Genomic DNA, 15,089 nt, shown 5'->3' on the forward strand with positions numbered 1-15,089 from the left:
TTGGAAGAAACTAATTCTGATAAAAAACACGTTTGGGACAAAGTCAATAACTGGGAAGAAGAACTTCTTTTCCTGAAATCAATTATTGACAAAACCGAACTTGTTGAAACCATAAAATGGGGCGGTCCTATTTATGTTTACAACAAAAGAAATGTCATCGGAATTGGAGGTTTTAAAAATTATTTTGCGATTTGGTTTCTGAACGGCGTTTTTCTAAAAGACGAAAAAAAGAGACTTATCAACGCTCAGGAAGACAAAACAAAATCCATGCGACAATGGCGTTTTACATCAAAAGAAGAAGTAAACGAAAAAGAAGTTTTAGAATACATTCTTGAAGCAATTGAAAACGAAAAGCAAGGAAAAGTTATAAAACCTTCTAAAAAAGAAACTATAGTATCTGAGCTTCTTCAAAAAGAAATGAATCAAAATCCAGCTTTAGCGGAAGCTTTTCAAAAATTCAGTCCTTATAAACAATATGAGTTTCTGGAATATATAGAAACAGCAAAACAAGAAAAAACGAAGTTATCAAGAATTGAGAAAGTGATTCCGTTGATTTTGAATAATGTGGGATTGAATGATAAATACAGATAGATTTAGGAAATTCCAATTTTTTTTAAATTCCAAAATCCAATTGATAGAGACCTTTGTCAAAGTTTAAAAACTTTGACAAAGGTCTTCTCGTTTTTTGTCCCTTCTATTAAGGAAAACAAACAAAACATATAACGATCTAATTGGAACCGAATCTCTTTGCGTAGACGCACTGCTGTGCGTCTCTACAATTAACAATGCGGATAATAGGAACGAACCTTCAAATTTACAATCTACAAAATACAAATCTATAAAGATTGACAGTAGAGACGCACAGCAGTGCGTCTAACTAAAGATTGAAGAGTTACTATATGGAGTTTCTTACGGAGATCCTTCGTTCCCCGGAATGACATACTTTGTGCGCTATTATTTTTTTGTCATTTCGACGGAGGAGAAATCACACTAGTTGATCGACAAAGATTGGCGACAATCTTTGCAGAGTTTCTTGTATGATTTCTCCTCCTTCGAAATGACAAGATTGTGTACAATTGTAGTCTTTAAAACAAAAAAATCCCAAATTCTAAATTAGAATTTGGGATTTATATTTTATTAGAATTTCTAAAAAAACTAAGCTTTTTTATTCAAAGCAGCGCTCATTTCCATAGAAATTGCTGAACGTTCGATTTTTAATTTTCCAGACATAGTTTCGATAATTGCACTTGTTTCTGCAAGCTCTACTACTTTACCGTGAAAACCACTTTTAGTAATTATCTTATCACCTACTTTTAGGCTGTTTTCAAATTCTTTTTCGTTTTTTGCTCTTTTTTGTTGTGGTCTGATCATAAAAAAATACAACACGACAAACATTAGTAAATAAGGGGCAAATTTTAATAAATCTTGCATAGTATTCAGTTTTTATTTTTGTTATTAATATTTATGTTTTGGCACTTCTCCCGAAGCTTCGGGACGCTCAGTGTGACATCAATAATTGGAGTTTTCCCAGTTTTTACATTAAACCACGTCCAACTTTAACCATCTTTTTATTAGCGGTAAGCTCTTTAACAAGATTATCTAAAATTCCGTTGATAAAAATACTACTTTTTGGTGTAGAATATTCTTTAGCAATTTCTAAATATTCGTTAAGAGTTACTTTTACAGGAATTGAAGGGAATTTTAAAAACTCGCAAATCGCCATTTTCAAGATAATAGTATCAATTTCGGCAATCCTTTCACTGTCCCAATTTGGTGTTTTATCATCGTATTCTTTTGCAAGAATTGATTCGTTCAAAACTGTTCTTCTGAACAAGTCTTTAGCAAAATCTTTATCTTCAACATCTTTATACAATTTTGGCACTCTAAAATCGTCAGGATCTTGCGTTTTGATCGCTTTTAATTGTTTGATAATATGTGTATTTACAACCGGAATATCATCAACCCAAGTCAATTTATCATCTTCTAAATACTCGTATAATTTTTCATTAGGAACAATTACATCAGCAAACAAATCAATTACAAATTGTCTGTCTTCTTCAAAAGTGTTTGTAGTTGTGCTCATGTATTTTGCATACAAGTCGCTTGCTTTAATATCATTTAAAAGCAAAATGATATAATCGTCGTTTAATGACCAGTTGTTGATTTTACGGTTTTCTAAAGCAATACTAAGAGAATTGCTTTCGGCAAGAAGTTGAAAAATTTTGTTATTGATAAATTTTTCATTCGGATTACGTTCTGCAGCAGTTGCAAGATGTTTTTTGCTTGAAAGATGTAAAAAAACAGATTCTTTTTTGCAAATTTCAATCAATGAAGAAAGCATTATAAGATATAAGTCCTGAATATTATCTATACTGTAAAAAAGAAATTTCTCTTCTTTTTCCATATTATCAGAACCGCTTTGATGCATTGCATAAATGGATTGCATTACTTTAACGCGTATGTGTCTTCTATTTACCACCTTGTAAGAACATTTAAAAATTAGTCTGCAAAATTAGCAATTTCATTCCTTATAATAAAATTTATTCGCAATTTTTAGTCGCAGTTTTCAGTCGCAGTTTTCAATACTGTAAAAAGTGGTTAAAAAAATCACAGCTTTCAGTCACAGTTTTCAGTCATAACTAATAAAAAAATCTCAGCCTCAATTTTCAAAACTGAAAACTGAGACTGAGACTGAGACTGTAAACTATAAACTGAGACTAAAAAACTCTAAAAATTACTTTTTAGCAGCGTTTTCAATTTTTCTTAAATCAATACGATTTTGAGCAATTGTTAAAGCAGCTTTGTGAGTTGTCATTCCGTTTTTCACAGCATAATCGATAATTTCTAAAGTAGTATTATAGATATTTTCAGTTTTAGACATGATTTCAGCTTTACCATAATGCTCTAATTCAGCATAAACATTGATAATTCCACCAGCGTTGATCAAGAAATCCGGTGCATATAAAATACCTCTTTCCTGCAATCTTGCTCCGTGAACATTCTCGTCAGCTAATTGATTATTTGCAGCTCCGGCAATTACTTTAGCTTTAATTTTATCTACAGTATTATCATTAAGGATTGCTCCCATTGCACATGGCGCATAAATATCAACATCCGCAGTATATAAATCTTCGCCAGTATAAATTGTAGCGTTGTATTTTTGAGCTACCTGATATAATTTTTCTTCGTTGATATCTGTAATTGTAACGATCGCTCCTTCTTTAGTCAAATACTCAACCAAAGCTTCACCAACGTGACCAATTCCCTGAACCAAAACTTTTTTACCGTCTAAAACATCAGTACCAAACTGACTTTTAGCAGCAGCTTTCATTCCTAAATAAACACCGTAAGCTGTAACAGGAGAAGGATTTCCTGAACCACCTCTTTCTTCAGAGATTCCAGTAACATAAGGCGTTACGTCTCTAACAGTGTCCATGTCTTTAGTTTCCATTCCTACATCTTCTGCAGTAATATATCTTCCACCAAGAGAGTGAACAAATTCACCAAACTTACGCATTAACTCAGGAGTTTTTTGCGTTTTAGCATCACCAATAATTACTGCTTTACCACCACCAATATTAAGTCCGGTAATCGCAGATTTATATGTCATACCTCTTGAAAGACGCAAAACATCGTTTAATGCTTCCCATTCAGTATTGTAATTCCACATTCTGGTTCCTCCCAAAGCTGGACCCATAACCGAATTATGAATACCAATAATTGCTTTTAAACCTGTATCTTTGTCATTGCAAAAAACAATTTGTTCGTGATCGTCAAAAGATAATTGACCAAAAACCGGATCCATTTTTTGAAGTTCCTTTCCAGTTGCGAAAGTTGCATCCATAGCTATAGTATTTATTAGTTAAAATTATGAATTTGTCAAAAAGACATCTCAAACATAATTAAAAAATACACATGTGCTAATTTTTTATCTTTAAAATAACAATTAAACAATCGATTTGTTCTGATAAAATTATAAATTCCCTTAATTTTAATTCATTATAATTTATAAAATCTAAACATTTCAACATTGAATCTCTTAAAAAAATGAAAGAATTAAGCTATTTAAACAAATATTTCATTAAATATAAATATAGTTTCTCATTAGGAATTTTAATCACCATAATCGCACAAATATTCTCTTTATTTACTCCAAAACTAATTAGCAAGTCCTTAAACGCAATTGAGAAGTTTGATAAACTGCCAAAAGCAGATCAAGCATCTCAGGCAATTATTGACACTTATCGTGAAGGATTAATTCATAACGTACTGCTAATCATAGCTACTACAATTGTCGCGGGTTTCCTAACTTTTTTAATGCGTCAGACTTTAATCGTAATGTCTCGTCATATTGAATTTGATTTAAAAAATGAGGTTTTCAAACAATATGAAAACCTTTCTCAAAACTTTTACAAACAAAACCGTACCGGAGATTTAATGAATCGTATTAGCGAGGACGTTTCAAAGGTTCGTATGTATGTTGGTCCTGCGGTTATGTACACTATAAACACTTTTATCCGTTTTGCCATCGTTATTATATATATGTATAATGTTTCGCCACGATTAACATTGTACACCATTTTACCATTACCAATTCTTTCGTATTGCATTTTTAAACTAAGTTCAGAAATCAATAAACGAAGCACTACTTTTCAGCAATATCTATCAAAAGTTTCGAGTTTTACGCAGGAAATATTCTCAGGAATTCGTGTTATAAAAGCGAATTCATTAGAAAATCAACATCAGAATAACATGGTGGCTCTTGCCGATGAAAGCAAAAAGAAGAGCTTGGATTTAGCCAAAGTACAATCGTTATTTGGACCTTTAATGATTGCCTTAATCGGAATCAGTAATCTTGTGGTAATTTATTTTGGAGGTGTAATGTACATCAACGGAACGATTGCAAATATTGGTACAATTGCCGAGTTTATTTTATACGTAAATATGTTAACCTGGCCTGTAGCTTCGTTAGGATGGGTTTCGTCAATGGTTCAGGAAGCAGAAGCGTCTCAAAAACGTTTAAATGAATTCTTGAAAATTGAACCTGAAATCAAAAACAATAATCAAAATCACTCTGATATTCAAGGTTCTATTGCTTTCGAAAATGTGAGTTATACTTATGAAGATACGAATATTGAAGCGTTGAAAAATGTCACTTTTACAGTGAAAAAAGGAGAAACATTGGCAATTCTTGGAAAAACAGGTTCCGGAAAATCTACAATATTATCATTGCTTTCTCGTTTATACGATGTTACAGAAGGCAAAATTACAATTGACCAAAACGAAATAAGTACTTTAAACTTAAACGACTTAAGAAACAACATTGGAATTGTACCTCAGGATGCTTTTTTATTCTCGGATACTATTAAAAATAATATCAAATTTGGCAATCAAAATGCCACTGACGAAGAAGTTGAAGAAGCAGCCAAAAGCGCTGTGGTTCATGACAATATCATTGCTTTTAATAAACAATATGACACCATTTTAGGAGAGAGAGGAATCACACTTTCGGGCGGACAAAAGCAACGTGTATCTATTGCGCGTGCGATTATTAAAAACCCGGCTATTTTACTTTTCGACGATTGTTTGTCTGCAGTAGATACTGAAACCGAAGAAACCATTTTAAGCAATTTATTCGAAATTTGTAAAGATAAAACTACAATTATTGTAAGTCATCGAGTTTCATCGGCTAAAAATGCCGATAAAATAATCATTTTAGAAGACGGAAGAATCATACAACAAGGCTCTCATAATCAATTAATAAATCAAGAAGGCTATTATTCATCGTTATATTTAAAACAACTTTCGGAAAAAGAATTACTTTAAATGTTGCGTAATAGATAATTTTTTATGATTTTTGAGTACTATTAATTCCAAAAAATGATAGAACGTATTATGAGAGAAAATGACATGTTAGAAAAAGAAGAGATTTTTTCTAAAGTATTACGAGCAGGAAGAAGAACTTATTTCTTTGATGTGAGAGCTACTAAAGCTGATGATTATTATATCACGATTACAGAAAGTAAAAAATTTACTGAAGAAGATGGTTCTTTTCATTTTAAAAAACACAAAATTTACTTGTACAAAGAAGATTTTAGTGCTTTTGCCGAAATACTAGAAGAAATGACTTCATATGTCTTGAACCACAAAGGCGAAGAAGTAATTTCTGAAAGACACCAAAAAGATTTCAAAAAAGAATACGGTTCTGATAAGCCAGAAACGCAAAGAACTAGTTTTACTGATATTGATTTTGACGATATTTAGTCGAATATAACTTTTTTTAAAAAGTACAAGTCCAATATGTCCCGCATTTTGGACTTTTTTTATATATAAATTTATTATTTTAGATTTTAGTCCCGAAGCCTCGGGATAGATTTTAGATTATGCAAACCTTCTAAAACTAATGAATATAATTCAAAATTTTAAAATGAAAAAAATAATCCTCTTACTTGTTTTATTCTTTATTGGGATTGCTTCATTTTCTCAAAACTTAGAATACGAAACAAAGTCTAATATTCAATATTATAACGCAGCAACCAATAAGTCTGATAGTTATATCAATGAACGTTGTGTTCTGGATATTTATTATCCAAAAAACACAAAAAACTTCGCTACAATTATTTGGTTTCATGGCGGTGGATTAACTGGCGGAAGTAAAGAAATTCCCGAAGCTTTAAAAAATAAAGGTTTTGCCATTATTGGTGTTAATTATAGGCTTGCGCCAAAAGTAAAAGCCGCAAAAGCCATTGAAGACGCCGCTGCTGCCGTTGCGTGGGCTTTTAACAATATCACATCTTATGGCGGAGATCCTTCCTTAATCTTCGTCTCAGGACATTCTGCAGGAGGATATTTGGGCTTAATGATTGGATTAGATAAAAAATGGCTTCAGAAAGAAGGAATCGATTCTAATAAAATTGCTGGATTAATTCCGTTTAGCGGACAATGTATCACGCATTTTCAAATTAGAAAAGAAAACGGAATTCCGGATACTACACCAACCATTGATGCTTTTGCTCCTTTATTTTATGTTCGTGTCGATGCTCCTCCACTTTTATTAATTACAGGAGATCGCGAATTGGAAATGCTGGGTCGATATGAAGAAAATGCTTATATGGCACGCATGATGAAATTGGTTGGACATAAACAAACCAAACTCTATGAATTGGATGGTTACGGTCACGGAATGACTGAACCGGGTTTTCCGTTGCTTGTAAACGAAGTAAACCGAATTATAAAAGAACACAAAAAATAATCTCTAAATAAAATCCACGGCAATGGAAACTAACTTATTAATATTACCCGGATTAGGAAATTCCGGAGTAAAACACTGGCAAACTTTTTGGCATAAAAAATTTAAAAACTCTACACGTTTAGTTCAGGACAATTGGGACGAACCTATTCGCGAAGAATGGATCGAACGTTTAAACGAAGAAGTTGCAAAACTTGATCGCCCAACTATTCTGGTGGCGCATAGTTTGGCGGTTTCATTGGTTCAGCATTGGGCAGCAGCAAATAATAACAAATATATTGTAGGCGCATTATTAGTCGCTCCCGCGGATGTAGATTCACCTCAACATACTCCGGAATCGGTTAGGAATTTTGCACCAATGCCAATTTCAAAACTACCGTTTCCTTCAATAGTGGTGGCAAGCGAAAATGATCCTTACGCTTCTTTCGAAAGAAAACAATATTTTGCCGAAAAATGGGGAAGTGATTTTGTAAATGTCGGACAGCAAGGACACATTAACTCAGATTCTGATTTAAAATATTGGGAAGAAGGACAATTGATATTACAACAGTTAATTGAGAAGATTTCTTAGTTTAAAAATATGACTAATTGTGGCGTTAAATTTTACCGCAAAGTTCGCAAAGTTTTCTGTTCAGGATTACGCTTAGTAAACACAAAGTTCGCAAAGCTTTATATAAAACTTTGCGAGCCTTGCGTAAAATCTTTGCGAGCTTTGCGGTAAAAATTAACAGTGCAAAAAACTCAAAACTGAAAACTGAAAACTGCGACTGAACTCTAAAAACTACCCAATCCTAAGCCCGTTTTCTATTTTAAAATCTGGAGCTAATAAAATTACGTCTCCCTCCTTGCCTATTGCGCCAAGAACCAGACATTCACTCATGAATTTTCCGATTTGTTTTTTAGGAAAATTGACGACTGATATAATTTGTCGGTTTAATAAATCTTCTTTTTTGTAATGTGTTGTTATTTGTGCCGATGATTTTCTGATTCCAATTTCGGCACCAAAATCAATTGTAAGCTGATACGCCGGTTTTCTTGCTTCAGGAAAATCATTTACTTCTATAATCGTTCCGACACGCATATCGGTTCTTTCAAATTCGCTCCAGGTTAAATCCATTTTCTTAACTATTTTTTCTTTTACAAACCTATAAATTTTGTAATTATTACCGCTAATTCTATAACCGTTTTTTTAGTCGGTCTTCTAATTTTACATATCACCTCATGAAGACACACTAAAAAAATATATAAAATGGAAAATACTCTTATAAACAACAGCCATTCTCTTAGAGATTCTGATTTTGATCTTCAGCAATTAAATACCGATAAATATATTGAAACCGATAAAAACGTAAAGCTATACGTTAAAGATTACGGAAAGGGAAAACCTGTAATTTTGATTCATGGCTGGCCACTTTCGAATGAAATGTGGGAATATCAAATCGATTTTCTGGTTCAGAATAATTATCGTGTAATTGCATACGATCGCCGCGGATTTGGTAAATCATCACAGCCATATGACGGATATGATTATGATACTTTGACAGATGATTTAAAAGAAATTATAGAGCAGCTTCAATTAGAAAATGTAACTCTCGTTGGTTTCTCAATGGGCGGCGGCGAAGTTGTGCGTTACTTTAGCCGTCATGGCGGAAAAGGCGTTACAAAAGCAGCGTTAATTTCGTCTGTAGTTCCATTTTTATTGCAAACCAATGATAATCCGGAAGGTCGTCCAAAAGAGAAAAGTGAAGTAACAGCTGCGTCTATAAAGGAAGACCGAATTGGCTTTTTGGATAATTTTGGCAAAATATTCTTTGGCGTCAACATCATCAACAAACCTTTAAGTACGCCTTTGTTAGAGCATTACCGAAATTTATGTGCTGCAGCCTCGCCAAGAGCAACATTGCAATGTGCAGAATCTTTAAACTATACCGATTTTAGAGACGAGCTTCAAACCATCAAAGTACCAACATTAATAATTCACGGAAACGATGATAAAAATGTCCCTATTGAAGTCAGTTCAGAAAAAACAGCCAAAGCAATAAAAAACAGTACTTTTATTGTTTACGAAGGCGCTCCACACGGTTTGTTCTATACTGAAAAAGACAAACTAAATAATGATTTATTAGAGTTTTTAAATTCCTAAATAAAAAGTTAAAACAATCTAATAAACCAGAAAGTCGATAATAATTGTTCCTGTACACTTTCTTTTACAGAATATTAAAGTTATTTTTGAAAAACTTATTTCTGTAAAAATGGCACGTACACCTTCAAATATGATTCCGCTTGGGACAATTGCTCCAAGCTTCAAATTAAAAGATACCAATTCTAATAATGAATACTCGTATGAAGATTTGAAGGGATCAAAAGGTACGCTTGTAATTTTCATTTGCAATCATTGTCCTTTTGTACTTCATGTAATTAAGGAAATTGTAATGATTGCCAATGATTATCGTGTTCAGGGACTTGGTGTAATTGCAATTTCCAGTAATGACGTAGAGAAATTCCCTCAGGATTCTCCTGAAATGATGACCGAATTTGCTTTTCAGAACAAAATAGATTTTCCTTATTTGTTTGACGAAACTCAGGAAGTTGCCAAAGCTTATGAAGCTGCCTGTACTCCGGATTTTTATTTATTCGACAATCATCAGGATCGCTTATTTTATCGTGGCCAACTGGATGATTCAAGACCCGGAAACGGAATTCCGTTAAGCGGAAGTGATTTGCGAAACGCCATTGATTCTCTTATTTATAACCGAAATCTGAAAGGTCCTCAAAAACCAAGCATTGGTTGTAATATCAAATGGAAGTAAAAATTCGGGTTTTTCCGAAAACTTTTCCTATATTTGCAAATCAACAAATTTTCTCATTGTGAGCACTATAAATATATTTACAGCAATAATCCTGTTGTTTTCCCTAAAAAGAAAACCACTTACTGCTGCATTTATTACACATAGTAAGGCCTTTATTAATTAGGCCTCCGTCTACTTCAATTTCTTCTTTCAGGCGGAGGATTTTTACCAAAATTTAATCATTTATTTTATTTGAAAGAGTAAATCCTCTCTCAAATAATTTCGTGGTTTTTTCAATCAAAATTTCCAAAACATACCACTTACTCAAATTTCAATTGTAATAAATGCAATTTGAAAATGATTGTGCGTGTATCAGTCTGCTAAGAAGAAAAACATTAAAAATCAACATATTAAATTAATAATAATAATAATAATAATAACAAATACATATCGTTATGAAACCAATACCTACTTTCTGCAAAACAGATTATCATTTCCTGAGAGAATTGATCTTAAAAAGTAAAAATTCAACAAATACAAAAGAAGCCAATCAGCTTTCGCAAGAATTAGATCGTGCAATAATTAGTAAAGAAAGCGAATTAGATAATTCGATCGTAAGAATCAATTCTTTTGTCACCATTGAAGATGTAAAAGCAAAGAAACAAATGAAAATTCAAATCGTTTTACCTTCATTTGCTGATGTAAAACAAAGTAAAATTTCAATTCTGGCACCTTTAAGCGTTGCTATTATTGGATTTAAAGAAAATGACGAAGTTGACTGGGAATTGCCTGCCGGAATAAAGACTTTAAAAATAGTTGCTGTCAGCAATACTTTTGAAAATATTTCTTAATTTTATAAACACCTCATTTGTGAAGGTGTTTTTTTATGTTCTATTTTAAACAAAAAAACTATCCAATAAAATTAAATTTACTGAATAGTTTTATTGAATCTACTGAAACAACTTCCTATAATTGAGAAGTTATATAATTTGATATCGAAGCCATTTGCGTATCATCTAACTTCGCTTTCTTTTGCATTCTTACTAAAATTGGTTTCCAATCTTCTTGACTAAATTTCTTTGGGTCATACAATTTATGACATCTTGCACAACTGTTCTCATACAAGTTTTTTCCTTCTGCCAATTCAGGCGTTAATGTTGTTGGCTTTGCTGCCTGAGTTACCGCTGGAGTTGCCGGCGTAGTTGGAGCCGCTTTTTTAGTACCACACGAAACCACAAACAACACTACAGCTGCTAGGATTAAGATTTTTGTTTTCATCGTTTTACTTATTTTTTAAGTAAATATAAAAAAATCCCATTCGCGATGGCGAATGGGATTCTAATTTAAAACAATACTAAATTGTATCTAAATTTCTTATTTTACGTCCATTAATTCAACGTCAAAAATCAAAGTTGCGTTTGGTGGAATGACTCCTCCTGCACCTGAAGCTCCATAAGCTAAATCAGATGGAATTACAAAACGAGCTTTATCTCCAACTTGTAACAAAGCAATACCTTCGTCCCATCCTTCGATAACCTGACCTTGACCTAATCTAAATTCGATTGGTTTTTTACGTGGGTAAGAAGAATCAAAAACTTTTCCGTTTTCTAAAGATCCTTCGTAGTGAACTGCAACTGTTTTTCCTGCTTCAGCTTTTTTACCATCACCTTTATTAATCATTTTATAACGTAAACCGCTATCAGTTTTATCAAAACCAGCAGCTAATTGCTCCATTTTTGCTTCAGATTCTGCTTTTAAAGCTGCATCTCTTTTTAGACGAGCACCTTTTAAAGCGATAAAAGCTTCAATAGCATTAAATTTCTCTGCTTCTTCTCCAACTCTGATAATTTCTACAGCGTCAAGATTATCCCCTTGAGCAACAGCATCAACAACATCCTGACCTTCGATTACGTGACCAAAAACAGTATGTTTTCCATCTAACCAAGAAGTTGGAACGTGAGTAATGTAAAATTGAGAACCATTACTTGCAGGTCCTGAATTTGCCATTGCTAAAACTCCCGGACGATCGTGTTTTAAACTTGGGTGAAATTCATCATCAAATTTATATCCAGGATCTCCAGTTCCAGTTCCTTTTGGACAACCACCTTGGATCATAAAATCAGGAATTACTCTATGAAATGTCAATCCATCATAGAATTTTTGTCCTTGAGGTTTTACTTTATTTTCCATATTTCCTTCTGCAAGAGCTACAAAATTCCCTACGGTTCCTGGTGTTAAATCATGTGTAAGTTTTACTAAAATCGAACCTTTACTAGTGTTGAATTTAGCGTATATTCCGTTTTCCATTGTTGTTATTTTTAATTTGATTGCAAATTTACAAATTAATTTTATATCAATTTGCGCTTTCTATTTTTTAGACTTTGATTTATAAGTAAGACCGTAAACTACGAATGAAAGTAATGATAATCCAACACATCCAATAGCTACAGCGTGCCATCCGCCAAGTTTCCATAATAATAATCCGTAAGCAGATCCGGCAGCAGTTCCTAAAAAGCTAAACGACATAAATACAGTATTAAGTCGGTTTCTGGCTTCCGGAAGTAACGAGTAAACTCGGGTTTGGTTTGAAATATGAACTCCTTGAATTCCTACATCAATAAATACAATTCCAATCGCGATTCCGATTACACTTTCTATAGAGAAATAAAAAATTATAAAACTAAGTAATATCAATAAACAACCGTAACCTACAGCTACTCTCGAACCTCCTTTGTCACCCAGTTTCCCAACCAAAGGCGCTGCTAAAGCCCCTGAAGCACCAACAATTCCAAATAAACCTATTGTTGCGCTACTATAATGAAAAGGTGCTCCTGAAAGCAATAAAACCATCGTAACCCAGAAAGCTCCGAATTGTGCAAAACTAAACACATTGATAATTGTTGCTTCACGCAATATTGGTTGTGTTTTGATAAGTGTAAAAAGCGATTGAATTAACTGACCGTAAGTCCCTTGAAACTGTGGTTTATTGACCGGAAATTTATTTTGAATTACAAAAAAGATCAACAAACAAATTCCGGCAGCGATATAAAACATCGATCTCCAACCTAAAACCTGTCCAATGAATCCGCTTAAAGTTCTGGATAATAAAATACCAACAAGCAAACCGCTCATAATGGTTCCAACTACTTTTCCTCGTTGTTCCGGCGCGCTTAATGACGCTGCCAAAGGCAAAATAAGCTGCGGAACGATTGAAGTAATTCCAATTAATAAAGAAGCAATTTGCAACAGAAAGAAACTTTTTGCGGTTGCTGCAAGAATTAAGGCAATTACAGATGCAAAAGTGGTTACTAAAATTTGTTTTTTACGCTCTATTTTATCGCCCAGCGGAACCATAAAAAATAAACCAATAGCATAACCCGCTTGCGTTAGATACGTTATGGTACCCGCGCTGGCTTCTGGAATTTTAAATTCGTTGGCAATTAAAACAATCAAGGGTTGGCAGTAATACAGATTTGCAACTATAAGTCCAGTGCAAGCTGCCATAAATAAGACATTCGTTTTGGATAAATTCATTTTGCAAAAATACCAATCTAATTTTTACCAAAACTTTAAAAAATCTATAAATTTTTCAAATCCGGAACCTAATTAGATCTTTTTCTTAAAGATTATCTTGATTTCTAAAACCTTACACCTTCATAAAATCAGTATAAATCTGCGTTATCAGTGTTCTAAAAACTGACGCTGATTAAACGGATTCGCTATCGCGAAAACGCGGATTATAACTGATTTTTTATTTAAAACTATTTTAAAAAATCTTCTCTTGCAGGGCTAAAAACATCTGTAAGCATACCACTTTCTAAACAAACCACTCCATGAATTGCGTGAGGCGGAATATAAAAACTATCGCCTTCTTTCAGCATTTGAGTAACGCCGCTAATCGTAACGTCAAATTTTCCACTGGAAATATAAGTTACCTGAGAATGATAATGTTCGTGTAGAACACCAATTCCGCCTTTATCAAAATGAACATTTACCAACATTACTTTGTCATCAAAAGCCAGAATTTTGCGTTTGATTCCTTCACCAACTACTTCCCACTCTATTTCATCTCCTTTTATAAATTCTTTGCTTGTTCCGAAACTCTTCATATCTGTTTTTAATTGAATTTGTATAAAAATATTGTTTTAAAACGATTGCTTCTAAAGTAAATTTTTAGAAATAAAATCACAACTTGTTTTAATAGAATCAAAAGCACTAGGAATATAATTATTCTCTTGCTCTACAAAAAAATGCTTCATTCCCGATTGTTTAGCTTCTTTAAAAATGGTCTTAAAATCAATTGATCCTGAACCAATTTCTGTGTTCAAAGCAGGATTTAATTTGTCCATATCTTTTACATGCCACATTTTAAAACGTCCTGGATTTTCCTTAAATAATTGAATTGGATCATTTCCAGAGCGAACAACCCAATATAAATCTAACTCAAAATAGACTAAATCTTTATCAGTTTCCTTCAATAAAATTTCATATCCTGTAATTCCATCGTGTTTTTGAAACTCAAAATCATGATTGTGATACGCCAATTTTAAACCTGCCTTATGGCACATTTTAGCCGCTTCATTTAATCGTTTTGCAATAACTATATAATCTTTTCTAAGCGATTCATCAATCCATGGAATTGTCAGATATTCACTTTTCAAAATTGTAGCGGCTTCAATTGCTGCTTTCAATTCTGTTGTGTTTCCATCAGCCAAAAAACTTCCTAAATTATAATGCCCACTTACGGCTTTAAGTCCGTTTTGATCGAGTATTTTTTTCAATTCAATTGGAGACAATCCCCAAAACTGATCTTTTATAGAAAAACCATATGTTTCAACAGTTGTGAATCCTGCAGCTGCAACTTTTGCTAAGGTCGATTTCACATCTTTAGAAAGTTCATCTCTTAAAGTGTACAATTGTAAACCTATTTCTTTTTTATCCATAGTAAATACTAATGATGGCAAGGCTAAAACTGCTGTTGCAGCCAAACTGGTGTTGATTATAAAGTTTCTTCTTGTGACCATATGTTATTTGAAACGAGAAAATTAATT

At 33.0% G+C, this 15,089-nt stretch carries 17 protein-coding genes; 8 read left to right on the forward strand and 9 right to left on the reverse strand.

Annotation, left to right across the window (positions count from 1 at the left end):
* Positions 1-591, forward strand: a complete 591-nt coding sequence (locus C8C83_RS01475; RefSeq protein ID WP_121326114.1) for a DUF1801 domain-containing protein — start codon at positions 1-3, stop codon at positions 589-591.
* 564 nt (positions 592-1,155) lie between these two features.
* Here the strand turns inward: C8C83_RS01475 and yajC are convergent.
* The 3 genes from yajC to C8C83_RS01490 form a co-directional block, all read right to left on the reverse strand.
* Complete coding sequence (gene yajC, locus C8C83_RS01480; RefSeq protein ID WP_121326115.1) at positions 1,156-1,431, reverse strand: preprotein translocase subunit YajC; 276 nt, start codon at positions 1,429-1,431, stop codon at positions 1,156-1,158.
* Positions 1,432-1,534: 103 nt separating this feature from the next.
* Positions 1,535-2,446, reverse strand: a complete 912-nt coding sequence (gene nusB, locus C8C83_RS01485; protein WP_121329911.1) for a transcription antitermination factor NusB — start codon at positions 2,444-2,446, stop codon at positions 1,535-1,537.
* A 288-nt stretch (positions 2,447-2,734) separates the two neighbouring features.
* Entirely contained in the window at positions 2,735-3,844 is a 1,110-nt protein-coding gene (locus C8C83_RS01490) for an amino acid dehydrogenase (protein WP_121326116.1), read from the reverse strand.
* 203 nt (positions 3,845-4,047) lie between these two features.
* Between C8C83_RS01490 and C8C83_RS01495 the strand changes: the two genes are divergently transcribed.
* The 4 genes from C8C83_RS01495 to C8C83_RS01510 all read left to right on the forward strand — a co-directional run bounded on the left by C8C83_RS01495 (position 4,048) and on the right by C8C83_RS01510 (position 7,820).
* A complete protein-coding gene (locus tag C8C83_RS01495; RefSeq protein ID WP_132011628.1) occupies positions 4,048-5,826 on the forward strand; it encodes an ABC transporter ATP-binding protein in 1,779 nt (592 codons plus the stop codon).
* Between the two features lie 69 nt (positions 5,827-5,895).
* Positions 5,896-6,264 (forward strand): PUR family DNA/RNA-binding protein, encoded by a 369-nt coding sequence (locus tag C8C83_RS01500; protein WP_055098480.1) that lies wholly within the window; start codon positions 5,896-5,898, stop codon positions 6,262-6,264.
* A 163-nt stretch (positions 6,265-6,427) separates the two neighbouring features.
* Positions 6,428-7,252 carry an alpha/beta hydrolase gene (locus C8C83_RS01505; protein ID WP_121329912.1) on the forward strand — a complete coding sequence of 275 codons (825 nt, stop codon included), beginning with the start codon at positions 6,428-6,430 and terminating at the stop codon, positions 7,250-7,252.
* 22 nt (positions 7,253-7,274) lie between these two features.
* The gene (locus C8C83_RS01510) at positions 7,275-7,820 is read left to right on the forward strand and encodes an alpha/beta hydrolase (protein ID WP_121326117.1); all 546 of its coding nucleotides are present in this window, start codon (positions 7,275-7,277) and stop codon (positions 7,818-7,820) included.
* A 210-nt stretch (positions 7,821-8,030) separates the two neighbouring features.
* On the opposite strand, the gene C8C83_RS01515 is transcribed toward C8C83_RS01510, so the two are convergent.
* A complete protein-coding gene (locus C8C83_RS01515) occupies positions 8,031-8,366 on the reverse strand; it encodes a tRNA-binding protein (protein WP_099711301.1) in 336 nt (111 codons plus the stop codon).
* 132 nt (positions 8,367-8,498) lie between these two features.
* Between C8C83_RS01515 and C8C83_RS01520 the strand changes: the two genes are divergently transcribed.
* From C8C83_RS01520 to C8C83_RS01530, 3 genes are all read left to right on the forward strand, one after another.
* Positions 8,499-9,392 (forward strand): alpha/beta hydrolase, encoded by an 894-nt coding sequence (locus tag C8C83_RS01520; protein WP_121326118.1) that lies wholly within the window; start codon positions 8,499-8,501, stop codon positions 9,390-9,392.
* Positions 9,393-9,501: 109 nt separating this feature from the next.
* Positions 9,502-10,059 carry a thioredoxin family protein gene (locus C8C83_RS01525; protein WP_121326119.1) on the forward strand — a complete coding sequence of 186 codons (558 nt, stop codon included), beginning with the start codon at positions 9,502-9,504 and terminating at the stop codon, positions 10,057-10,059.
* Between the two features lie 434 nt (positions 10,060-10,493).
* Positions 10,494-10,889: a GreA/GreB family elongation factor gene (locus C8C83_RS01530; RefSeq protein ID WP_121326120.1), complete on the forward strand. Its 396-nt coding sequence runs from the start codon at positions 10,494-10,496 to the stop codon at positions 10,887-10,889.
* Between the two features lie 115 nt (positions 10,890-11,004).
* Here C8C83_RS01530 and C8C83_RS01535 read toward each other — a convergent pair whose 3' ends face one another.
* The 5 genes from C8C83_RS01535 to C8C83_RS01555 all read right to left on the reverse strand — a co-directional run bounded on the left by C8C83_RS01535 (position 11,005) and on the right by C8C83_RS01555 (position 15,062).
* Positions 11,005-11,316 (reverse strand): cytochrome c, encoded by a 312-nt coding sequence (locus C8C83_RS01535; RefSeq protein WP_121326121.1) that lies wholly within the window; start codon positions 11,314-11,316, stop codon positions 11,005-11,007.
* Positions 11,317-11,412: 96 nt separating this feature from the next.
* Entirely contained in the window at positions 11,413-12,345 is a 933-nt protein-coding gene (locus tag C8C83_RS01540; protein ID WP_121326122.1) for a peptidylprolyl isomerase, read from the reverse strand.
* Positions 12,346-12,405: 60 nt separating this feature from the next.
* Entirely contained in the window at positions 12,406-13,542 is a 1,137-nt protein-coding gene (locus C8C83_RS01545; RefSeq protein WP_233565976.1) for an MFS transporter, read from the reverse strand.
* A gap of 257 nt (positions 13,543-13,799) precedes the next feature.
* Positions 13,800-14,147, reverse strand: a complete 348-nt coding sequence (locus C8C83_RS01550; RefSeq protein ID WP_121326124.1) for a cupin domain-containing protein — start codon at positions 14,145-14,147, stop codon at positions 13,800-13,802.
* A 51-nt stretch (positions 14,148-14,198) separates the two neighbouring features.
* Positions 14,199-15,062 (reverse strand): sugar phosphate isomerase/epimerase, encoded by an 864-nt coding sequence (locus C8C83_RS01555; RefSeq protein ID WP_121326125.1) that lies wholly within the window; start codon positions 15,060-15,062, stop codon positions 14,199-14,201.
* Between the last annotated feature and the right edge of the window lie 27 nt (positions 15,063-15,089).

This window comes from Flavobacterium sp. 90, from assembly GCF_004339525.1.
Lineage (GTDB): Bacteria > Bacteroidota > Bacteroidia > Flavobacteriales > Flavobacteriaceae > Flavobacterium.